Raw genomic sequence first — 20,879 nt, forward strand, 5'->3', positions numbered from 1 at the left:
TCTCCGTTATACTATTCACGGAGAAAGGAGAAGGACGGGCTTGCAACTATCGGTTTTCTGTCTATAAGGCTATTCATTTCTTTTTGAACATTTTCCAAAAAGGTGAAGTTTGATTTTCATCACTGCCATGCAATTGGTTTACTGGCTGAATAGATTGAGGCTCGTTTCTTTCCTGCTGGGCTCCACTTGTTTGACCACTTAAAGGCCTGACAGATGTATCGACCGTTTCCCCTTTGCTTGGAGATTTTTTTTCTTCATATATGATCGGTTCTAATTCACGTAATCCTGTAGCTTCGATTGGTATAGCAGGGGTGTAAAACCGAGGGGTGTTAAAATTTGTTGAATCAGTTGTTTGAAATGTTGGCTGCTGCGCGAGCTGTTTTAGTTGTCTAAAGGATGGTAAGGTGTTCTGCTGACCAGTTGTGTAGGTATCCGGTTGTTTTGATTTGCTGTTCGTATGTTCGGTCTTTTCAGTTCGGGCTGGTTCTATTTGTTGATTATTTGTTTCCTCTTTCTCAATCTGCTGTTCGCTCCACTTCTCTGTTAGTTCATTGATCTCATTTGAAAGGGCAACAATCGCTTCATTAATAAGCTTTGCCAATTCTTGTACCTGCCCGTTCACTTTTTCAACGTTTTTCTCAATGCTCGCCACCCTTCTTCTCAGATGGATGTCTCCCGAGGAATTTTCCGTCTTTAATGAAGCCAAAGCTCTCTGGTAATTTTCAATTTTATTTTTAAGCTGCTCTATTTCCATAGCCTCGTTAGATTTTTCCATTTTTTCACCTCTTTCAACTTACAATCGTTCTTTTCTATTCTATTTTATAAACAATCTGTCTGTGACATATGGATAGCTTGCCTACCCACTAGAATCATGAAAGAGTTTTTGCTTCTAAGCCTTTTCTTTGCCTATGCAAAACAGTCGCAAGTACATATTATACGAATGCACGAACAATTAAAATATGGAGGTGACAGCTACTATGCAAGAGAGATTACCATGTCCAGATCAAGAATTGATCTGTATTAATGTCGACAAAGTATACGACTGGGTGATGAAAGAAAACTCGTTTGATTTCTTCCCGACAGCTCCAATGGCATTTCCAGGAATGACTCCGACAACTCCCATGACTGGTGCTACCGTAACATGTGAGGTGACGCCTGCTACAACTAATCCCGTCGTCATTTTGAGACGTGAAAATCGGCAATTCACTGTTGACGGCCACAGTGTCTGCTTACAGCAATTGACTATCCAGAAGACATTCTCTGTTGTGCTTGTTCTTACCTTGCCAACTGGTGTTATTTTTCGAAGCAGCCCGATTCCTGTCTCACGGTCCGAACAAGTCATTCTTTGTGCACCTGAAGGAACAGACGTCACTGTGACATTCACGGAGTTGGATTGTTTCATCAGCGCACCAGGTACACCCGTACCGGGAGATGGGGTAGTGACATTTACAGGTCTTGTAGTATCCGTGATGACATGTCAAAGCATTCAATCCACATTCCCGGTTACAGTTGAATTCCTGGCAGATTTCTGCGAACCGCGTGCTGACTTGGCAATTGGGTCCTGCCCTCATCCAGCAAGGCCGCGTCAGTGTCCAGCAGTATATCCGGATTAATGCTTATCAAAAATCCGTACTAACTGTGCTAGTGGACACATACGATAAAGAGGGGGACCTTCCCTCTCTTTATTTACTTGTTAGGAGGTTGGATAAGTGAATTCAGATTCCACAGACATATTGAGTAAGTTAATGGAGTACCACCAGTCGAATCAGTTCTATTTGAACGAGTTGAAAGATGCGCTTTTACCGCGGGGGAATCGCCTTGATTGCATCGCTTATTTTACATACTCCTTACATCTCGCACACGATCCGGCAGAGGAAAGCTTCTGTCTGGGTTCCTTCCATATTCAAAACATCGGCAATCAACCACTCACAAACCCTTTCATTCACATTACGTTATCGCAAGATGCCCCTTTTTCCCTCCAAGGAAAACTCGTGAACAATAAATTGACTCTATCAAAAAATTTGACAGGTGGATGGGAACGTATCAATGACCGTGCCAATCGCTTCGAATTCCATTTACGACCGATTGGTAAAACAAGTATCCTACCAGGAGAAACACTTTCATTTTCCAATTTTCAACTAAACTGGAAGCCGTCTAGTTCCTACTTCGGCAGCATGATAGGGACCCTGTTTTGCGATCAGCATCCGGATGGTGTAGCCGCACTTAATTCAATTAACGTAAACGGAACATCGACAATAGGGGGGGATATTTGACATGGAAAAAAATTCAATTCATGACGTATTTCATCAAATCATCTCTGAACTGACAGAATCCCTGAACGAAAAGGATAGGGAGCTGCCATCCAAAAGCTTCGTCTTCTTGGATGCCAAGACGATCAATCTTCTGCTTTTATACATCCTTATGAATAAAGATTTACAACTGGCAAGGCTTACACATAGGAATCTCCCTTCGAGTATTCAAAAGACAATTGTGGAAGAAATTGAACGGATGATGAAAGAGAATAAGCAATCATTTGAATCGATTTTAAGTGAAGCCCGAAATAATTGAAAATCCGAATGAAGAGGAGATGAACAATTGAGTCAAGGGGAGATAAAAAGCAACGATCCTATACTATTACAACAGACAATCATTTATTTGCGTTCCGAGCTGAATAAATATAAGACCAAATACAATCGTACCTCCTCTTCGCTACTCGATGAACTTATTATGGAAAATGAAAGACTGACAAATAAATATAGGGATCTTCTTCATCAAAACAAAAAATACGAAAAGCGGATCCAACTATACGAACAACGAATACGTTCCTTGGAATTTCAGAGGAAAGAATCGCTTTCTGCCATGGAACTTTTGCAATGTACGGAACAGGATTTACGTACAGCGAATAAACAACTATGCGATGTATTAGCCTCAATTGGCAGTGACCGGCAATTGGAAACGCCGAAGAGTATTGAGAGACTTGAAATGAAAATAAATTCACTTCTCCCTCAAAATACTCCTCCCAAAAACGAGCATTCATACGCTGAAGGCAAACTTACCAAAGTGCAGCTTGAATTGGAGACGTCTAAAAACATGAATGCAAAACAACAGGAACTTATCGGCATCCTTGAAGAATACGTCCAAAAATTAACAGAAGAAGTGCACGCGTACAATGAACTTACGGCATATCTAATCCAGGAAAGCAATGACCTTTCCCCAGAGTAGGATAAACAGGAAAACATGTTATTCACCTCAACCACATCGTAATGAAACAATGCAAACAGCCTTGGCCATGTACATTCGCCCGCCAGCGAGTCCGAAACGAAAAACGCACCCGCTAGCAAAGATAAAAACGGATGAACCTTGATTACCGCCGTTAGCACGACGATGAAAACAACACTCAACAAAATCATTGCAACCAATGTATCCTACAACTCTTTTTCTATAAACAATTCCATCACCTTTTTTGTTTTCACGCGCTAATGATCGATAGCGTTTCGGATTGCTTCTTCTATGGACAAGTCTTCATCCATAATTGCGTGGACTTCAGTAAATAATGGAGTTTGCAATGTTTTCATCGACTCTCGGGATGTTATCACCGACTCAATGCTTTGACTAATTTTTTTCCGCTTTTCCAGTGAAAAATCCTCGTCGATCTCTTCAATCGACGAGGATTTCATTTAACGATCTGTTCCATAACAACTAAAAACACACCCGTAAGAAAAAGCAGAACATGTCCGATACAAATTTTCGGGAATAGATTTTTATTCGACTCTTCCAACGGGTCTTGGGAAGCGCATGATTTGCAGAAGATTTTCAAACCAAATTATCCTTTCAATACCTCTTGAACCGCTTCAGGGTTGAAGCCCAAAATCCATTTGCCGTTCAGTTTTGTTTGAGGAACGCCCCTCTGGCCTGTTTCTTCAACAAGCTTTTGCTTCTCTTCATCTGTAGTCAAAAGTACTTCTTCAAATTCGATGTTTTGCTCAGTCAAATAGTTTTTCATCATCGTGCAGTAAGGGCATGTAGTTGTTGAATATACCGTTGCAACATTTGTCATTTGAATCTCCTCCTTTTTACATGTATAACATGTAGTATACCTCATTCTAAATGAACAAAATAGTCCGAAGTTTGTAAGGATATGGTATCTCAAATAATAATTATTACTGGAGGTGCTTATTGTGAAAGTAATCCCAATTGGTATTTGGGGCGGGTATCCGAAGGCGAATAGCGCTACGTCCTCTTTTTTAATCGAGCATGACGGGTTTCATTGCCTTGTGGATTGTGGAAGCGGTGTCCTTTCATCATTGCAAAATACTATCCCACTTGAGATGTTGGATGCGGTCGTCATCAGCCATTATCATGCGGATCATATTGCGGATATCGGTAGCTTGCAGTTTAGCCGGATCATCAACTACTATCTTGGGAAACCTTCTCCCCCGCTGCCGATTTACGGTCATGACCAAGATGAAGAGAATTTCAGCAAGCTGACTTATAAAGAGCAGACAATCGGCGTTCCTATTCATGAAAACGATGTTGTTAAAATTGGGCCTTTCGAAGTTTCTTTCTGTGAAACGACACATCCGGTTTATTGCTTGGCAATGAAATTCACTGTTAACGAGCGTTCCGTAACGTTGACCGCTGATACTGAGTGGCGAGATGAACTCGTTGAATTTGCGAAAGAGACGGATCTGTTGATTAGCGAAGCGAATTTATACGAAGAGCATTTAGGCAAATCTCCGGGACATATGGCGGGGAGCGAGGCGGGCAAATTAGCTAAGATGGCTGGCGCGAAAAATTTGTTGCTAACGCATTTGCCTTTGCATGGTGAGCCAACGGAAATTTTATATGCAGCGTCTAAAGTGTATGATGGTCCGGCGGAGTTGGCGGTTGTCGGTAAGGTATATGAGGTTTGATTTACACATAAAAACGACTCCATAATGGGAGTCGTTTTTATGATTATAGGAACACGATTGCTGCAAGTACAATTGCCAAGACAATTCGGTATAACGCGAATGGAACGAGCTTCACTTTCGAAATTAATTTCAAGAAGAAGCGGATTGAAATGAGCGAGAACACGAATGCGCTTATAAAGCCGACGACGTAAAAAGAAATATAGTCCATCGACATGTATTCCCAGTTTTTCAATACAGACACAAGACTTGCACCCGCCATGATTGGAACTGCCATGATGAACGTGAAGTCAGCCGCTGTCCTATGGCTCATCCCAAATAGAACACCACCCGAAATCGTTGCACCGGAACGTGAAAAACCTGGCCATAACGACAAGCATTGGACAAGGCCGACGGTGAATGCCTGACGATATGTAATCTGGTCCAATGATTGGACTTTTGGCCGTTTCGGACCGAATTTGTCCGCAACAATCATGAGGATCGCCCCTGCAACAAGCGCAAAAATTACTGTTTTGACGCCAAATAAATGATCGTCAATAAAGTCTTTGAACGCAAAACCTAAAATAACAGCTGGCAGCATGCCGACGATGACATGCAGTAGATTAAACCGTTTGATCATCTTCTTCCCATCGACTTTATAAAGCCCAACCAGGCTAAGCAATCTCTTCCAAAACACGACGACAACGGCTAAAATCGATCCAAGTTGAATAACGATTTTAAATGTGTTGGCGGGGTATTTGCCAAGGAACTCTTCCGTTTTTAGCCACATATCATCCACGATGATGAGGTGGCCCGTCGAGGATACCGGTGCAAACTCCGTCATCCCCTCCACAAAACCAAGTATTAACGCTTTAATAAGATCAAATAATTCCATAAGTTCCTAAGCCCTCTTTCTGCGGAAGCGAGTGTATCCGATGATACCCGCAAAACCGCTTGTTGCTAATAGCACATAAACGATCATTGAGTAGACATCCATATAGTGGATGATCGATTCCCAATTTTCACCGACTTTAAATCCTATTGTAACAAGAATTGCATTCCAAATGAAGCTCCCGATGGTTGTTAATAAAATAAAAAGGGGAAAGTTCATATGCGACATCCCTGCTGGAATGGAGATAAGACTGCGCACAAGAGGAACGAGACGACAGAAAAAAACTGTCCACGGGCCGTGCTTTTCAAACCAGCCCTCTGCCCGACGCAAGTCTTTTTTCGTCAAGCGAAGCCAGCGCCCCCGTCGTTCCACTATTCTTTCCAATCTTTTTGTATCAACAAGCATCCCAATACTATAAAGAACCATCGCACCAACAACCGAACCAATAGTAGCGGCAATGATGACGCCCGTTTTCGTCATTGTAGTAAAACCAGTGACAAAACCACTGAATGTCAATATAATTTCTGATGGAATCGGAGGGAATATATTTTCCAGCAGCAATAAAAAACAGACGCCGAAATAACCATGCTCCCCAATAAACTCCGTTATCCAATTTTCCATACGACACTTCCTTGTTCAGGCTAATTTATTTCAATTAAACTTTGTCTATTGTGCAACGCCTAAAATCAGGACGGCGACTTGCCTCCCGAAGTTTCAAAACGCTTCATAAATTGTACGTCCTTGGACAACTGATTATGAGTAATTGTGGATATCCCGGGAAACAGCAAGTTATTCACCGTTTCTTGTGGATAGAAAGGTTAATATGTTGATAATTTCTGAAAAATTGGTACTTTGAGCCAAAAACTATCCACATGTTAATAATTTCGAATAAAAAAACCCTACCATTTTGAGTAACTTTAATGGCGGGCGCATTGATCATATTTGTATATACCTTGTTTTATCGCAGTTCACCAATATTTTGTAATGTACTATTACAATAGAAGAAAAGCCTACTTATGTGGTTAAATTATTATATTAGAAACCAATTGTTCTTCTTGCAGATCGATCGTGACGGATGGTGAATTTCACTGTTTCCTCTTTATTCACAGGTACATGTACAGGGAGTAAGATTTTGTCACGTTTTTTATTCCACTCATGTGTTGATTCATCCACTGTCCACAAGTGTCCGGGAACTTGTTGACGAATTATCGCTTCGACTGGAGAGTCTTTTGTATTGCAAATTGTATATTCATATTCCGTGTACTCATAGCCGCCTTCTTTATACTTACCGGACTTTTTACTATTCACTTTTATGTCACATGCCTCACCGGATTTTAGACGGACCTTTTCGCCCGCTTCGGTATGCTGGATCCTATATTCTCCGATAAATTCCGCGCTCCCATCCTGCGAACTCGTTCGGTACATTTTAAAAACTCCTGCAGGCAATGGAAATCCAAGACCATTTTCCACCGTATTATCAAATTCAATGAAAATATCCGGATTCGAAGTCTGTTGATTTATTTCATATACCATTCGCGCTTGTGATTTTGTCGATGAGAGTAGGCGCAGCTGTTTCTGTTGACGATCCTCCAAGTTGATCTGCTTAGGAAAAGTATACGTATGAAAGTCTGAAAAAGCATCCGCAGACGTTTTTTCATTCTTTGACAACTCTTTACTTTTCTCTTCGGTTTCATTGCCAGCCTTGCTAAGCTTTCCTGAAATGAGTCGAAGTTTTGCATCGTTGAATGAGACACCGGAATAATTTTTCATCATTAGCCATCCCGATAGGTCAAATTGGTCGCCATGCAAGGAGATGACGTAATCAGCCTTCCACGAGACACCGCCCGTCAAATAGGATACGCACACTTCCTCACTTCTTTGCTCTTCAACTTGCCATACAAGCGTCGGCTCTATGTGATTCCCACCCTCGATTTCCGGAAATCGAATTTCCCCTCTCGGATTGATGATGAGTTCATTCGTTTCAACATCTTGCATGACAACTGGCCCATTTGCACGTAATAGAGTGTACTTGCGATCCCCTTTTGAATAAGGATCTTTCATAATTAATTGACGACCAAGATACCTTTCATATATCCGCAATTCATCCATCAAATCATATTCATAGACAAGCTCCGATACGTCGGCCCCTTCAACGATGATAGAATCCTTGTCGAGCCTTTTCGACACACCAATAAAATGAACCCAATCATTTGTTTGAATCTGGGGAATTGAACGCGTGTCTTTCACAAGCGCAAAGCCATCACTATAAACGGTCAGGGAACAGGATGTAATAGTAGATTTCGGAATTCGAATCGGCATATTTGAACCTCCTATGTTGAATGCTCATTTCAGTAAACTCTCCAATAAGCACGCTCAATATACGCTATTCCCTGTTCTGAAGGAATTAAAGCTGACGAAGCAAAAAAGTGTGGAGGTTTACCACCGACTCGCTAATGTTCAACCGCTCAGATGGCCTTATCACCGACTCTTTGCATGTTATCACCGACTCTCGGGGGTTTATCACCGACTTTGATGACTTTATCACCGACTTGGGCGACTTTATCACCGACTCGCTAAATTTCTCCCGACTTGAGTCGTGTTATCACCACTTATAATGGCTTTATCACCACTTAACAACTGGTTATCACCGCTTAGGATGACTTTATCACCGCTTACGACCGGTTTATCACCACTCAGCCAATAATTAGACGATTTTATTCCATTTTAAAAAGCCACCCGCAGCAGCGGGTGGCTTCATTCGTCAAACTTCCATCTCATGCCCTTTCAATTGTTCGCGCAATGCGGTTTTCAAGAACTTGCCGACGGAGGTCTTAGGAATTTCATTCAAGAAAACAACATCGTCTGGAACCCACCACTTGGCAAATTGACTTTCGAGGTAAGCAAGTAATTCTGCCTTCTTCGAGTCATCCGCCACTTTTCCGTCTTTCAAAACTACGCAAGCAAGCGGTCGTTCTTGCCACTTCTCATGCGGAACGGCGATGACCGCAGCTTCGAATACATCCGGATGTGTCATCAAGGCGTTCTCCAAATCGACGGAAGAAATCCATTCGCCGCCACTCTTGATCAAATCTTTTGTCCGGTCCATCAGCTTCAAATAACCGATATCCGTCATGACCGCGATGTCTCCCGTGTAGAGCCAGCCGTCGCGGAATGCTTCTTCCGTCCGGTCATCCTTGTAATATTCACTCGCAATCCAAGGCCCGCGAACCGCAAGCTCACCCATTGTCTTGCCATCCCAAGGTACTTCCCCATCTTCATTGACAATTTTCACTTCAAGCCCTGGCATGATCAGCCCTTGCAGCGCGCGAATATCGATCCGTTCGTCCATCGACAAGTCTTCCATTCCCGATGTATAGACCGACAAGCTGACGAGCGGTGAAGTTTCTGTCATCCCGTATCCAACATAAAACGGAACTCCAAGTTTCTCCTCGAATGCGCGGATCAACCCTTTCGGAGATGCTGAACCGCCACTTACGATTCCGCGAAGCGTAGAGAGATCGCGCGGATTTCGCTCCTGCTCTTTCAACATCGCCAACCAAATCGTTGGTACTCCCGCCGTAAGCGTTACTTTTTCCTGTTCAATCAAGTCCAATAAGAGCTGCGGAGTGAATCCTGGCCCCGGCAACACTTGTGTCGTTCCGAAGAAAACCGCTGCGAACGGCATGCCCCATGCGTTAACGTGGAACATCGGGACGACAGGAAGAATGACATCGCCTTCTCGCATTCCCATCGCATCCGCTAATCCAAGTGCATAACTATGAAGAACAATTCCGCGGTGTGAATAGACGACCCCTTTCGGATTCCCCGTTGTAGCTGATGTATAGCACATCCCAGCCGACGTGTTTTCATCCAAATCCTCGGGGTATTCGTATTCATCTGATGCCTCAGCCAACAACGCCTCATAGGAATAAACATTTTCCAAAGATGTTTCCGGAACATCTTTGCTATCACCCATGATGACAATATGCTTTATCGTCTTCAGCATGGGTGCAAGCTTTTCAAAATGCGGGAACAGATTATCATCCACAAGCATGATTTCATCTTCCGCATGGTTGATGACATATACGAGGTGCTCGGGTGACAAGCGGATGTTGACCATATGAAGGATCGCCCCTGTACTCGGCACACCAAAATATGCTTCAAGATGCCTGTGATGGTTCCAACCGAAAGTCCCCACCTTCGTTCCATGCTTCATCCCAAGCTTCGTCAATGCATTCGACAATTTCCTCGTCCGCTTCGCCCATTCCCGGTACGGTATGCGGTGGATTGTGTCTGCTGAAGTGCGTGAAATAATGAGTTTGTTCGGAAAGAATTGCTCCGCTCTTTTGATGAACGACGACAGTAATAATGGTGTTTGCATCATTTAAATCGCTCCCCTTTTGCGCTTTTATTGTATGAAGCCTGTACAACCATTTTCAGCCGGACAGGCACTTTGTCCCCCATAATCATATGTGCCCAAACGTCCGGCTATGCCTTTTACAATCCCATATTCTTAGCAATGATCATTTTCATGATTTCATTCGTCCCAGCGTAAATCGATGCGACTGGAATATCGCGATACCTTCTTGCAATCTTGTATTCTTCCATATACCCATAACCCCCATGAAGTTGCATACATTCCGCGGAAATTTCGCGTGCCGTCTCGGTGATCCAGTATTTTGCCATGGATACTTTTGTCACAACGTCCTTACCGGCTATATGGTCCTCAATGAGAGATTCAAGAAATGTCTTTCCAAGTTCAACTTTCGTAGCAATTTCAGCCAACTTAAATTGTGTATTTTGGAATGAACCAATTGGTTTCCCAAATGCCTCACGTGATTTCACATAATCGAGCGTCATTTGAAGCATATCTTCTGAAGCCGTCTGTGCCGCCAGTGCGACAACCAATCTTTCTTGCTGAAGCTTCTCCATCAAATATCTAAAACCCTTCCCCTCATCACCAATCAAGTTGGCAACAGGCACCCGGCAATCTTCAAAATACAATTCGGCTGTATCTTGAGAATGCATACCGACTTTGTCTAACTTTCTATCCTTTGTGAAGCCGGGCGTCCCTTCTTCAATCATTAGTAGACTGATGCCCCGGTGTTTCGGCTCCGCTTGCGGATTCGTTTTAACAACGACGAGGAATAGATTCCCATTCACTCCATTTGTAATGAATGTCTTTTGACCATTTACAATATAATGATCGCCTTCCTTGATGGCGGTCGTCTGGATATTAGCAAGATCCGAGCCCGTCCCCGGTTCCGTCATGGCTACACCGGTTATCCAATCTGCAGATATGCAGCCCGGTAACCATCGCTTCTTCTGCTCCTCTGATCCGAAGGATTCAATATAGGGAACGACGATATCATTATGTAGACCGACACCTGTCAACCCCGCCCCGATACGTTCCATCTCTTCGCCAATGATGACGCCGTAGCTAAAGTCGAGTCCGAGGCCCCCGTATTGCTCCTCCACTTGCGGACAAAGGAAGCCCATTTCACCAAGCTTACGCCAAAAACTGACAGGAATGAGCCGGTTCTTTTCCCATTCATCGTAATGCGGAGCTGCCTCTTTCAATAGGAATTTTCGAAGCGTCTCCCTGAACAAGACATGTTCATCTGTTTCAAATCGATAGCGTGCCATTGAACACCCCTCCTATTATTTCGCCTGCATCCGAATGGCTCCGTCCAGCCTGATCACTTCACCGTTCAATAGCGGGTTCGTGAAAATGCTTTCGACTAATTTTGCATACTCATCTGGCCGTCCGAGTCGTTTCGGGAATAATGTCATATCCACAAGTGCATGTTGGGCCGGTTCTGGGAGGCCCGCGAATAAAGGCGTCTCGACAAGACCCGGTGCAATTGTCATTACACGAATCCCGGATGACGCAAATTCCCGTGCTATCGGCAATGTCATTCCAACTACTCCACCTTTTGATGCACTATATGCCGCTTGCCCAATTTGTCCTTCGAACGCCGCAACGGAAGCCGTATTGACGATGACTCCGCGCTCTCCATCCTCATTCGGTTCGTTTTTCATCATGGCTGCCGCCGTTAGCCGGATCACGTTGAATGTTCCAACCAAATTCACTTGAATGACCTGTTCAAAGCGTTCGAGCAGCATTGGTCCACCTTTCGACACCACTTTCCCAGGCGTCGCAATCCCTGCGCAGTTCACGACTGCGTTCACTTTTTCGAACGTGGAAACAACTTCTGTGACATTCCGTTCAACCTCTTCCGAACTCGCAACATTCGTTCTGAGGAATAAAACATGGTCACTCCCCAACTCCTCGACCAAAGCGTGACCCCGTTCTTCATTCAAATCAAAAATAGCAACCTTTCCGCCCTTAGATACGATTCTTCTTGTCGTCGCCTCTCCTAATCCGGAAGCTCCCCCAGTGACAATTGCTACGGTATCTTTCATTTCCATTGGCTTTTCCCCCTTTTACAAACGTTCAATAATCGTCGCGTTCGCCATACCCATTCCTTCACAAATCGCAAGTAGCCCATATTTCCCGCCCGTCCGATGAAGTTCATTCACCATCGATACAAACAGTTTTGTACCGGTTGCGCCTAACGGATGGCCAAGTGCAATCGCGCCGCCGTTCGGATTAAGTTTTTCCGGATCAGCACCCGTTTCCTTTAACCATGCAAGTGGCACAGGTGCAAATGCTTCATTCACTTCGTAGACGTCGATGTCTTCTATAGAAAGATCTGCTTTCTCTAAGACTCTTTTCGTTGCTTCTATTGGTCCCGTCAGCATCAACGTCGGGTCAGATCCGACAACCGTACGAGCGACGATCCGTGCAAGTGGCTTCAATCCGAGTTCTTCCGCCTTCTCCTTCGACATGAGCAAGACAGCGGAAGCACCGTCACTCATTTGACTGGCGTTTCCTGCAGTAATGACTCCATTTTCGTCGAATACTGTCTTAAGTCCAGCAAGCACTTCGGGCGAGGAATCTGGACGCGGGCCTTCATCTTTTACTACGGTTTCAACAACACCATCGGCGCGCCTCACAACAACCGGCACGATTTCGGTTTTGAATTTGCCTTCTTCTATAGCCTTTATTGCTTTTTGATGGCTTTCGTATGCAAAACGATCAAGTTCCTCACGGGATAGTCCCCATTTTTCCGCGATGCGTTCGGCGGATAGTCCTTGGTTGATGATTTCATGTTTTTCGGTAAGCTTCGGGCTTGGCTTTACTTCACCGATATTTGAAAACATCGGCACCCTTGTCATGCTTTCAACCCCGCCAGCAATTACGATATCCATATCCCCTGCAGCAATTGCCTGTGAAGCGAAATGTACCGCTTGTTGGCTTGAACCGCATTGACGGTCGATAGTTATGCCCGGGACATGGACCGGGAATCCTGCGATCAATGCTGCAGTTCTCGCAATATTTCCTCCCTGTTCGCCCAATTGAGTAACGCACCCTAAAATGACGTCTTCCACTTCGTTTTTATCGATTTTAGCTCTATTAATTAATTCTTCAAGGACGACTGCAGCAAGTTCGTCTGGTCGATACTCCGAAAAACCACCTTTCCTTCTGGCGACTGCAGTTCTAACACCCTCAACAATGACAACTTCTCTCAAATCTACACCCCATTCTCTGAATTGATTGATAGTTCGTATAGTTATAGCTTACAGGAAAGCATTATCAATTTCCACCGCGTAATTTGTTGGTCTGTATAGAGAATCAGTCTCAGGTCGTAGACGAATATCCGCATTACGCCCGTTTGGACGAGGCGGAATCGATTGTATGATGTAGATACAACGAAAGGAGGAACAACAATATGAAAAAATTTGGTCTAACGATAATTGGCATTGTGGCAGCTATCGTTGTTCTTGCAAACTTAGGGTCGATTTTAGGGTTGGCAATTTCCGCATTGATCGCTTTTGCAGGGATTCATTATTACAAGAAGAGCGATTCCACGTTTCTTAAATTATTTTGGGGAACGGTGCTTGTTATCGGCTTGGTGACAGCTGTTACAAACGTACCTGCCTTCATCGGCATCATCGCTTTGCTTGGTGTCTATTATGTGTGGCGCAAGTGGAATGAAAATAAAAACGACAATGTAATCGAAGCTAAGTATTCCGATGATCCATTCGTTAATTTCGAACGCCAATGGGATGAAATTACAAAATAAGGAGGAAGCTATTATGAACACATTATGGAACAGAATTAAATACACGGTGCAAGCTGATTTGCATACAGTGCTCGACAAGAAGGAATCGAAAAACCCAATCGCAATGTTGAATCAATACGTAAAAGAAGCAGAGAAACAAACGGATGCGGTTGGAAAACTTTTGGAACGTCAAGGGAAATTGAAGGTTGCGCTTGAAAAGGAATATGCAGAAGCGAAAGCGATGTTGGATAAGCGCAGCAAACAATTGGCGCTGGCTGAGTCAACTGGCGAGGAGGATCTTGTTGCGTTTGCACAAGATGAAGTTCAAGCCTACGAAACACGCGCAGTTGAACTGGCGAATAGCATAACGGAATCCGCGAAGGAATTGGTTGCATTAGAGCGGAAATTCGAGGAAATGAAACATAAAGTGAAGGACATGAAAGTACGCCAGCTCCAATTGATGGGGAAAGAAAACGTCACACGCGCCCATCGCCGCATGGATAAATTCATCTCACCGGAAAATGGCGATAAACAAGTTTCCAGCGTGGAGGAAATGAATTCTTATATCGAAAACCTTGGCGGAGAGATCAACCGCGAGTACGAATCCTCCTCAATGGAGCGGAGATTGGAATTACTTGAGAAAAAAGCTACAAAGAATGCCGAGATTGTGTAAACTATAGTAGAGAATGAGAACTCTTTAGGGTGAAACGAGAACTCTTTGGCCTTAAATGAGAACTCTTCATGCGAGAACGAGAACTCTTCGCCCTTGAATGAGAACTCTTCACGTGAGAACGAGAACTCTTTGATCTATCATAAAAAACGTACACAACACTACTCATTGTTGTTATATTCTAAATATCAATGAAAAGGACGTGTATATATTGGGTAAACATCAAACACAGGAATTTAAGGAGTATATCTGCAGGTTAGTTGTTGAGGAAGGAAGAAAGGTTACTCAGCTTTCCTACGAAACAAATGTGCCTATTGGCACCATTAGGCGTTGGGTGGGGGATTACCGTAATAAGTTAGCAGCGGGGAAAGTTGAAGAAGGAATCGCGACTCCGTCTGACTTGGAAAAGAAGTTGCGCACAGTCGAAAAAGAGTTAGAAGATTTGCGTGAGGAGAATGAAATCTTAAAAAAGGCTATGCATGTCTTCGCGAAAAACCGGCCGTAAGGTACCAATTCATAGATGAACACATGGATGAGTACAGCGTGGCGAAGATGTGCAAGGTGCTGGAAGTATCACGAAGTGGCTTTTACGATTGGAAACAACGTCCGTTAACTGACGAATGGCAGAAGCGGCAAGAGGCAAGAGATGCATTAAAGCAGGATATTTCTGTACTCTACCACCAAAATTACGGTGTCTATGGTAGCCCCAGAATTCACAAAGATCTTTTGGAGATCGGCCATCAAGTGAGTGAAAGCCACGTCGCTGCACTCATGCGAGAAATGGGGCTTTCCGCAGAATTCCACAAAATGTTTGTCACGACCACGGATTCCGATCATGACAAATTTATTTATCCAAACTTGTTAAACCGACAATTTGATGTAAAAGAGATAAATAAGGTATGGGTAACGGATATCACCTATATAAGAACAAGTGATGGGTGGCTCTATTTGGCCAGTGTTATGGATTTATATTCCCGCCGGATTGTCGGCTATACGATTGGAGTGTCAATGGAGGTGGAATTGGTTCTGACCGCCTTAAAGAAAGCGTTGATACTTCGTCAGCCACCAGATGGTTTCCTTCATCATTCCGATAGAGGAAGCCAGTATTGTTCAAACGAATACATACAACTCTTAGAAGAGCGAAATGTCCAAATTAGCATGAGTCGCAAGGGAGATCCTTATGACAACGCTTGTATCGAATCTTTCCATGCCACCATTAAGAAAGAGTTGATTTATCGTTGGGGCCAGATTACGCGAAAACAAGCAATAAAGGAAATCAGGAAATATATTGACGGCTTTTACAATCCAACCAGGCGACATTCAAGATTAGACTATTTATCACCGATTCAGTTTGAGGAACAAGGAGCAAAGCAAAAGCAAGCGCTCGTTTCTTGACCATTTAGACTTTGGAGGAAAATTATTCCGAAGGAATCTTTTTCCTTCAAAGTCCGAGCAAGCGAAGCGCGGTAGTGTTTTTGAAGCAAATTCTCTCATTTTATAGTGTACGTTTCTTGACAGAAGTCCACTCTTTGACCTTAAACGAAACATTCAATTATCAAAGGGAAGGTACCACCTTCCCTCTTTCATCTGACATCAAGAAGGGGGAATAAATGTGAAGAAACTTGAAACGAACAAGGTGATATTTTGGATTGCCGCATTTCTATTTCTTATTTTTGTAGAGACTACATTTCTTTCAAACGGTAATTTCATCTTCCTCCTTCTTGGTGCCGGATTTATTTATTACGGCTTTAAAAAGCGTTCGAAATGGATGACTTTTTTAGGCATCTTTTTCATAATAATGGCTTTGATGACGTTATGGAGTTTACGTATGCTGTTGTTCACGGCATTCGTCTATGTTTTATTCCACCTATGGAAAGGCGTTCCGGCGGAGCAAATGATGCGCCCGTTGAAAGAATTCCAAAAGCCGACGCCCAATGGCATATGGAAGAACAAATGGTTTTCAACACAGACTTCTCCTTTCTCATCTTATGAATGGGAGGATATCCAGATTCAAGGTTTTTTCGGGGATATTCATGTAGACGTAACGGACACCGTTCTGCCAAAAGGGACATCTTTTATTTCTATCCGACAAGGTTTCGGGAGGATTAAGATAGACTTGCCTTATGAAATTCCAGTGCGCATCCATTACAACACATTGTTTGGAGAGGCCCGTATCCTTGATCTCAGTCCGAAACGCATGCTAAATGAAACACTTCATTTCAAGGATGGCTATGAAGGAGAAATTGGTTACCGCTCGGAGCTGATCATTTCTCTTGCGACGTGGATTGGTGATATCGAGGTGGTGCGGAAATGAAAAATTTATTCGGGCGCAGCCTCTCACTAACCTTAATTTTCATCACTATTACAGCACTTTATTTCTATTTAATCATCGACCTTCCGTTAAGTGAGGTAGGATTTCTCTTTTTTGAAATCCAATATGCGAATGTCCCTTTAGGTGCCTGGATTATTTTCACATGCATCGCGTTAGCTAATTGGATTGCCATTTGGATGGGCAGCATCGGTCGTTCGAAGGAAAAAGCGTTTGAGCAGCAACTGACGGGATTGATTCAGAATGAAGAACCGGTAAAGATCAATAAAAAGTTTTCGCCGAAGATTGATAGAACGCTTGAGGACGTCTCCAATATTTTGACGACCCAGCGTAAAAGCTTGCAGCGCATAACCGATGAACGAGCTGAAGCACAGGATAAGTTGATACAAGAACGTATTGTTCAGGAACGTCAACGTCTTGCCCGGGAACTGCATGATTCCGTTTCGCAGCAGCTTTTCGCGGCGTCGATGCTTATGTCTGCGATTAATGAGCGGGAGCATGAAAAGTCGGTAGAAAAACCGCTTTTACAAGTGGAACGCATGGTGCAACAGGCACAACTTGAGATGCGTGCTTTATTGCTTCATTTGCGTCCAGCCGCCTTGAATGATAAATCGCTCGCTGAAGGACTTGAGGAATTATTAGTCGAATTAAAAGAGAAGGTTTCGTTTGATATCCGGTTCAGGTTGGAAGAGGTGTCGTTGTCTAAAGGAGCGGAGGATCATTTATTCCGCATTGCACAGGAGACTTTGTCGAATACATTGCGTCACGCACAGGCGACAGAAGTCGACGTCCTTTTCGTTGAACGGGATGGGTTAGCTATTTTCCGAGTTCAGGATAATGGCGTCGGATTCCAAGAAACCGATAGCAAAGGCGGTTCTTACGGATTGCAAAACGTGAAGGAACGTGCGATTGAAATCGGCGGTTCGTGTAAAATTGTTTCAGTTCCTTCGCAAGGTACAATAGTCGAAGTGAAATTGCCTACGAAAAAGGGGGATGAGTTGGGTGATTCGGATTCTATTAGTGGATGATCATGAGATGGTGCGAATCGGTGTTTCCGCTTATTTGCAGACACAACCAGATATGGAAGTCGTCGACGAGGCGGTCAACGGAAAAGAAGCCGTGGAAAAAGCGCTTGCTTTACGGCCAGATATCATTTTAATGGATATGGTGATGCCGGAAATGAACGGCGCGGAGGCGACTGCGGCGATTATTAAGCAATGGCCGGAAGCAAAAATTGTCATTGTCACCAGTTTTTTAGATGACGATAAAGTATACCCCGCACTTGAAGCCGGGGCAATCAGCTACATATTGAAGACATCGAATGCGAAGAGGATTGCCGAAGCCATTCGCGACACATTGAAGGGGCAGACCGTTTTGGAGCCCGAAGTGACATCGAAAATGATGCAGAAAATGAGGACCGGCAATTCGCATCGACTCCATGATGATTTGACAGAGCGAGAGCTGGAGATCCTTCTCTTACTCTCAAAAGGCAAAACGAATCAGGAGATTGCTGATGAGCTGTTCATTGCGCTTAAGACAGTGAAGACGCATGTGAGTAATTTATTGTCGAAACTTGAAGTGCAGGATCGGACACAGGCGGTCATTTATGCGTTTAAGAATGATTTAGTGGAATGAAAAGATGGCCGCTTGCCTGGAAATGGGCATGCGGCTTTTTTTGTGTGAATTAAGGGGGCGTCAGGGGGCAGGTATAAAGTAACAAGACGAGCAAAATGGGGCTGAACTCGAGCATAACTTCATTCTTGTAAATAAAAAAACTGCCCATTCACCGGTTTTTCCGATGGATGGGCAGTTTCAAGTTTATTTATTTCCACGGTTCGGATCATACGGATATTCTTCACCAGGATCCGTCGTATTGTATCCGTCTTTGTTCGTTTGATTGAATCGAGTTGGATCATTTTCTTCAAATGCGTCGGATGTGTTTGAATCGGCCGGATCGGACAGTGGTAGTTCATCTGAGAATGTTTGACCAGTACGCGGTTCATAGTCTTGTTCAGTCGGATATCCTTTGTCCCCGACTGATGGAACATGGTCCTCTTTCGCCGTTCGATCCACGGCACGCTGAGCTTTATCCGTCGATCGCTTTACCTCCCGCTTCATCTCACTCTTCTCCTGCTCCCACTTCTCTTTCGACACATCCGCCTCTTGCAGGCTGCCTTCCATTTTCGTCAAATAACGGGAAGCGTGTTCACGACCGCCCAAACCGAATGCAAGTCCAAATGCGAGTGCCACACCACCAAGGATGAGGATGAATGCCGCATTGATGATCGCTGGTGCGATGCCAAGCTGGCTGAGTGCCATGAAGAACGCGAAAGCCAAAATCGCATATTTCGCTACATATCGCAAAACATGTGGGGATCCTGATTTCGTCGTAAGGATGCTTCCGACAAATTTCTCAGCAAGGTGTGCAAGCCAAAATCCGATCGCCAAGATGACGACTGCCGCCACAACCATCGGCAAGTATGCGAAAATGCCTGTTGCTAATGTCACCATGAACGTCAAGTTCAGTAGCTGTAGTGCTTCAACAACAAATAGTAGGATGACAATCACTTGGACAATCGTTCCGATGATTTGAGAGAATGAAGGTGTGGATGCTCCCGAGCGTACACCCATCTTCCCGAAAATCGAGTTAATCCCTAAATTATTGAGTAGCGAAACGACGATGCCCTTTACCCATTTCGCCAAATAAATTCCAACAAGCACGAGTACAATGGCGACAGCAATTTTTGGCAGCATTGTCATAATATCGTTCAACATGGCGATTGCCGGTTGTGAAATACCTTCCAAATCCAATACTTCCAGAGCAGAAATCGTTACTGGCAGCATGATTAGGACAAAAACGATTGTGCCGACAATGTCCGAAATGCTTGTTACTTTCCCTTGTCCAGAAGAAAGCTTCAACTTATGAGAGAATCGATCGACTCCAACCGACTCAAGCAGCTTCGTAACAATCGTCCTAATGATTTTCGCAACAACCCAGCCAACTGCGAATATCAACGCTGCGCCAACAAGTTTCGGAAAGAAACTCATGAAGCTTGAAAGCATTCCCTCAAATGGGCCACTAATACCGCTTAGTCCGAGGGCGTGCAGTACAGCTGGTACAAACAGCAACAATACTACGTAAAACGCAATATTCGCTGCAGTTTCGACCCATTTCGACTTGTCAATCTCATCCGGCGATGCCCCAACTTTCACTACATACTTATTCAACTTCATCTTCCCACCGATTGCCAAAACCACCTTTTTGCCAATCAATGCAAAGACCCACGCTAAGAGCAAAATCAGTCCGGCTTTCAAGATGCTAAGAACCGCCCCACCAATTCCCGAATACATCGTCATGAACGGAGAAGCGATCATGGATGCATTCATGATGTTAAAGAAGAGAAGGAATGCCAGTAAAAGAATACCGAAGAAGACTACTTTACTGATGATCTTCTCGACATTCCATTTTCCTTCTTTAACGTTCAATCTTTCATTGACTCTCGATTTCTTCAAACGTTTGCTAACTGCGTTCTCGACCGCTTTTGCAATGAAGAAGCCGATGAGCAATACGATGAGTCCAAGAATCAACTCAGGCAGATAGCTTAGCATATTCGTAAAATACATATCTCTGTACATTCCGCGTCCTCCATTCAATAGGTAATTTATTAATCTCTATTCCTATTAACGTAGAGGACTAAACCTATCAATCTATAGAAGGCTTGAGCGCGAGGCAGCTTTCTTGAGCGCGGAAGGCGTATTCTTGAGCGCGGCACGGCTTTCTTGAGCGCGGGAGGCGTATTCTTGAGCGCGGCACGGCTTTCTTGGGCGCAGAAGGCATATTCTTGAGCGCGGCACGGCTTTCTTGAGCGCGGGAGGCGTATTCTTAAGTCAAGTCCTTATTCTTGTGTAAATTCCCTTTTCAATGTTTTCGTTCATCTCTTTTTAAGACATAAATATATTTGGCAATACT

The 20,879-nt window shown here is 43.9% G+C and carries 23 protein-coding genes; 12 read left to right on the forward strand and 11 right to left on the reverse strand.

Annotated elements, in window-relative coordinates; translation table 11 throughout:
• Positions 1-73: 73 nt before the first annotated feature.
• Positions 74-775, reverse strand: a complete 702-nt coding sequence (locus ACFPZG_RS02825) for a hypothetical protein (RefSeq protein WP_317941381.1) — start codon at positions 773-775, stop codon at positions 74-76.
• A 202-nt stretch (positions 776-977) separates the two neighbouring features.
• On the opposite strand from ACFPZG_RS02825, the gene ACFPZG_RS02830 reads away from it, so the two are divergent.
• The 4 genes from ACFPZG_RS02830 (at position 978) to ACFPZG_RS02845 (ending at position 3,222) form a co-directional block, all read left to right on the forward strand.
• Complete coding sequence (locus ACFPZG_RS02830; protein ID WP_283733222.1) at positions 978-1,613, forward strand: BMQ_0737 family morphogenetic spore coat protein; 636 nt, start codon at positions 978-980, stop codon at positions 1,611-1,613.
• A 96-nt stretch (positions 1,614-1,709) separates the two neighbouring features.
• Entirely contained in the window at positions 1,710-2,273 is a 564-nt protein-coding gene (locus ACFPZG_RS02835; protein WP_317941382.1) for a hypothetical protein, read from the forward strand.
• Between the two features lies 1 nt (position 2,274).
• Positions 2,275-2,568 carry a hypothetical protein gene (locus tag ACFPZG_RS02840; RefSeq protein ID WP_283733225.1) on the forward strand — a complete coding sequence of 98 codons (294 nt, stop codon included), beginning with the start codon at positions 2,275-2,277 and terminating at the stop codon, positions 2,566-2,568.
• A gap of 27 nt (positions 2,569-2,595) precedes the next feature.
• On the forward strand, positions 2,596-3,222 hold the full coding sequence (locus ACFPZG_RS02845) for a hypothetical protein (protein WP_283733226.1): 627 nt from the start codon (positions 2,596-2,598) through the stop codon (positions 3,220-3,222).
• Between the two features lie 254 nt (positions 3,223-3,476).
• Here ACFPZG_RS02845 and ACFPZG_RS02850 read toward each other — a convergent pair whose 3' ends face one another.
• Together ACFPZG_RS02850 and ACFPZG_RS02855 are read right to left on the reverse strand one after the other, a co-directional pair.
• The gene (locus ACFPZG_RS02850) at positions 3,477-3,677 is read right to left on the reverse strand and encodes a hypothetical protein (RefSeq protein ID WP_283733227.1); all 201 of its coding nucleotides are present in this window, start codon (positions 3,675-3,677) and stop codon (positions 3,477-3,479) included.
• Positions 3,678-3,823: 146 nt separating this feature from the next.
• Positions 3,824-4,057 carry a glutaredoxin family protein gene (locus tag ACFPZG_RS02855; RefSeq protein ID WP_283733228.1) on the reverse strand — a complete coding sequence of 78 codons (234 nt, stop codon included), beginning with the start codon at positions 4,055-4,057 and terminating at the stop codon, positions 3,824-3,826.
• Between the two features lie 121 nt (positions 4,058-4,178).
• On the opposite strand from ACFPZG_RS02855, the gene ACFPZG_RS02860 reads away from it, so the two are divergent.
• Complete coding sequence (locus tag ACFPZG_RS02860; RefSeq protein WP_283733229.1) at positions 4,179-4,913, forward strand: MBL fold metallo-hydrolase; 735 nt, start codon at positions 4,179-4,181, stop codon at positions 4,911-4,913.
• A 43-nt stretch (positions 4,914-4,956) separates the two neighbouring features.
• On the opposite strand, the gene ACFPZG_RS02865 is transcribed toward ACFPZG_RS02860, so the two are convergent.
• From ACFPZG_RS02865 to ACFPZG_RS02895, 7 genes are all read right to left on the reverse strand, one after another.
• Positions 4,957-5,784: an undecaprenyl-diphosphate phosphatase gene (locus ACFPZG_RS02865; RefSeq protein ID WP_283733230.1), complete on the reverse strand. Its 828-nt coding sequence runs from the start codon at positions 5,782-5,784 to the stop codon at positions 4,957-4,959.
• Positions 5,785-5,790: 6 nt separating this feature from the next.
• On the reverse strand, positions 5,791-6,402 hold the full coding sequence (locus ACFPZG_RS02870) for a DedA family protein (protein ID WP_283733231.1): 612 nt from the start codon (positions 6,400-6,402) through the stop codon (positions 5,791-5,793).
• Between the two features lie 414 nt (positions 6,403-6,816).
• Positions 6,817-8,100 carry a DUF4139 domain-containing protein gene (locus ACFPZG_RS02875; RefSeq protein WP_283733232.1) on the reverse strand — a complete coding sequence of 428 codons (1,284 nt, stop codon included), beginning with the start codon at positions 8,098-8,100 and terminating at the stop codon, positions 6,817-6,819.
• Between the two features lie 442 nt (positions 8,101-8,542).
• Complete coding sequence (locus ACFPZG_RS02880) at positions 8,543-10,165, reverse strand: long-chain fatty acid--CoA ligase (protein WP_283733233.1); 1,623 nt, start codon at positions 10,163-10,165, stop codon at positions 8,543-8,545.
• A gap of 113 nt (positions 10,166-10,278) precedes the next feature.
• A complete protein-coding gene (locus ACFPZG_RS02885) occupies positions 10,279-11,427 on the reverse strand; it encodes an acyl-CoA dehydrogenase family protein (protein ID WP_283733234.1) in 1,149 nt (382 codons plus the stop codon).
• A gap of 15 nt (positions 11,428-11,442) precedes the next feature.
• Positions 11,443-12,213 (reverse strand): 3-hydroxyacyl-CoA dehydrogenase, encoded by a 771-nt coding sequence (locus ACFPZG_RS02890; RefSeq protein WP_317941383.1) that lies wholly within the window; start codon positions 12,211-12,213, stop codon positions 11,443-11,445.
• A gap of 15 nt (positions 12,214-12,228) precedes the next feature.
• Positions 12,229-13,377, reverse strand: coding sequence for a thiolase family protein (locus tag ACFPZG_RS02895; RefSeq protein ID WP_317941384.1), 1,149 nt, complete (start codon positions 13,375-13,377; stop codon positions 12,229-12,231).
• A 200-nt stretch (positions 13,378-13,577) separates the two neighbouring features.
• Here ACFPZG_RS02895 and ACFPZG_RS02900 point away from each other — a divergent pair, with 200 nt between their 5' ends.
• The 7 genes from ACFPZG_RS02900 (at position 13,578) to ACFPZG_RS02930 (ending at position 18,544) form a co-directional block, all read left to right on the forward strand.
• On the forward strand, positions 13,578-13,931 hold the full coding sequence (locus ACFPZG_RS02900; protein ID WP_283733236.1) for a lmo0954 family membrane protein: 354 nt from the start codon (positions 13,578-13,580) through the stop codon (positions 13,929-13,931).
• 13 nt (positions 13,932-13,944) lie between these two features.
• Entirely contained in the window at positions 13,945-14,583 is a 639-nt protein-coding gene (locus ACFPZG_RS02905) for a PspA/IM30 family protein (protein WP_283733237.1), read from the forward strand.
• Between the two features lie 199 nt (positions 14,584-14,782).
• The gene (locus ACFPZG_RS02910) at positions 14,783-15,085 is read left to right on the forward strand and encodes a transposase (protein WP_317941385.1); all 303 of its coding nucleotides are present in this window, start codon (positions 14,783-14,785) and stop codon (positions 15,083-15,085) included.
• A gap of 11 nt (positions 15,086-15,096) precedes the next feature.
• The gene (locus tag ACFPZG_RS02915; RefSeq protein WP_283734538.1) at positions 15,097-15,975 is read left to right on the forward strand and encodes an IS3 family transposase; all 879 of its coding nucleotides are present in this window, start codon (positions 15,097-15,099) and stop codon (positions 15,973-15,975) included.
• 217 nt (positions 15,976-16,192) lie between these two features.
• Positions 16,193-16,894 (forward strand): cell wall-active antibiotics response protein LiaF, encoded by a 702-nt coding sequence (liaF, locus tag ACFPZG_RS02920; RefSeq protein WP_283733239.1) that lies wholly within the window; start codon positions 16,193-16,195, stop codon positions 16,892-16,894.
• Positions 16,891-17,937: a sensor histidine kinase gene (locus ACFPZG_RS02925; protein ID WP_283733240.1), complete on the forward strand. Its 1,047-nt coding sequence runs from the start codon at positions 16,891-16,893 to the stop codon at positions 17,935-17,937. Before liaF ends, ACFPZG_RS02925 begins: the two co-directional genes overlap by 4 nt.
• Complete coding sequence (locus ACFPZG_RS02930; RefSeq protein ID WP_283733241.1) at positions 17,912-18,544, forward strand: response regulator transcription factor; 633 nt, start codon at positions 17,912-17,914, stop codon at positions 18,542-18,544. The genes ACFPZG_RS02925 and ACFPZG_RS02930 overlap by 26 nt, the downstream gene beginning before the upstream one ends.
• Positions 18,545-18,727: 183 nt before the next feature.
• Here ACFPZG_RS02930 and ACFPZG_RS02935 read toward each other — a convergent pair whose 3' ends face one another.
• The gene (locus ACFPZG_RS02935) at positions 18,728-20,545 is read right to left on the reverse strand and encodes a mechanosensitive ion channel (protein WP_283733242.1); all 1,818 of its coding nucleotides are present in this window, start codon (positions 20,543-20,545) and stop codon (positions 18,728-18,730) included.
• Positions 20,546-20,879: the final 334 nt, after the last annotated feature.

Origin of the sequence: Sporosarcina thermotolerans (genome assembly GCF_042658975.1) — a bacterium.
GTDB classification, from domain to species: Bacteria; Bacillota; Bacilli; order Bacillales_A; family Planococcaceae; genus Sporosarcina; species Sporosarcina thermotolerans.

Bases quoted from the DNA above. Each gene is read 5' to 3' on its own strand.
- ACFPZG_RS02900 (WP_283733236.1), top strand. From the start codon at position 13,578: ATGAAAAAATTTGGTCTAACGATAATTGGCATTGTGGCAGCTATCGTT.
- ACFPZG_RS02880 (WP_283733233.1), bottom strand. From the start codon at position 10,165: ATGATGCAAACACCATTATTACTGTCGTCGTTCATCAAAAGAGCGGAG.
- ACFPZG_RS02905 (WP_283733237.1), top strand. From the start codon at position 13,945: ATGAACACATTATGGAACAGAATTAAATACACGGTGCAAGCTGATTTG.
- ACFPZG_RS02825 (WP_317941381.1), bottom strand. From the start codon at position 775: ATGGAAAAATCTAACGAGGCTATGGAAATAGAGCAGCTTAAAAATAAA.
- ACFPZG_RS02840 (WP_283733225.1), top strand. From the start codon at position 2,275: ATGGAAAAAAATTCAATTCATGACGTATTTCATCAAATCATCTCTGAA.
- ACFPZG_RS02865 (WP_283733230.1), bottom strand. From the start codon at position 5,784: ATGGAATTATTTGATCTTATTAAAGCGTTAATACTTGGTTTTGTGGAG.
- ACFPZG_RS02850 (WP_283733227.1), bottom strand. From the start codon at position 3,677: ATGAAATCCTCGTCGATTGAAGAGATCGACGAGGATTTTTCACTGGAA.
- ACFPZG_RS02885 (WP_283733234.1), bottom strand. From the start codon at position 11,427: ATGGCACGCTATCGATTTGAAACAGATGAACATGTCTTGTTCAGGGAG.
- ACFPZG_RS02830 (WP_283733222.1), top strand. From the start codon at position 978: ATGCAAGAGAGATTACCATGTCCAGATCAAGAATTGATCTGTATTAAT.
- ACFPZG_RS02875 (WP_283733232.1), bottom strand. From the start codon at position 8,100: ATGCCGATTCGAATTCCGAAATCTACTATTACATCCTGTTCCCTGACC.
- ACFPZG_RS02855 (WP_283733228.1), bottom strand. From the start codon at position 4,057: ATGACAAATGTTGCAACGGTATATTCAACAACTACATGCCCTTACTGC.
- ACFPZG_RS02890 (WP_317941383.1), bottom strand. From the start codon at position 12,213: ATGGAAATGAAAGATACCGTAGCAATTGTCACTGGGGGAGCTTCCGGA.
- ACFPZG_RS02925 (WP_283733240.1), top strand. From the start codon at position 16,891: ATGAAAAATTTATTCGGGCGCAGCCTCTCACTAACCTTAATTTTCATC.
- ACFPZG_RS02870 (WP_283733231.1), bottom strand. From the start codon at position 6,402: ATGGAAAATTGGATAACGGAGTTTATTGGGGAGCATGGTTATTTCGGC.
- ACFPZG_RS02935 (WP_283733242.1), bottom strand. From the start codon at position 20,545: ATGTACAGAGATATGTATTTTACGAATATGCTAAGCTATCTGCCTGAG.